This window comes from Vibrio sp. 1401 (assembly GCF_033340295.1).
Genome location: NZ_JAWOWF010000826.1, coordinates 1 through 520, shown reverse-complemented (window position 1 = coordinate 520; position 520 = coordinate 1). Strand labels below are relative to the sequence as shown.

General features: G+C 44.6%; 1 protein-coding gene. It reads left to right on the top strand.

The window, feature by feature from the left end:
- The coding region (locus R7Z77_RS28385; protein ID WP_318137439.1) for a sensor histidine kinase at nucleotides 1-520 on the top strand (520 nt) is incomplete at both ends.

Sequence of the window (520 nt, the reverse complement as noted above, 5' to 3'; positions counted from 1 at the left end):
TCTGTATTTCTGGCCAATATGTCCCATGAGATTCGAACGCCGTTGAATGGCATCATGGGGATGACTGAAATTTTGTCGCAAAGTGAGCTGTCGCCTCATCAGCAAGAAGTCGTGGATGACATCGATACCTCTTCCCACACTTTGCTTGCATTGCTAAACGATATTCTAGATTTGTCTAAGATCGAGTCGGGGCGCCTCGAATTGTCGTTGGTTGAAGCTGACATTCGCGAAGTCGTTTATCAATCGGTGATTTTGTTTCAATCTAAAGCCACGTCTAAACAGCTTGAACTCGATATTTCATTGGATGCAAACATTCCGGCTCGCGTGATGGTCGATGATCATCGCATAAAACAGATCATTACTAATCTGGTTTCCAATGCCGTTAAGTTTACTGAACAAGGCTATATCTCAGTCGAAGTGAGTTACGAAGAAGCGTTAGAGCAAGGGCGAGGTTCGCTCACATTCCTTATCAAGGATTCGGGCATCGGCATTGAAAGGAACAAACTGGCGACCATTTTTG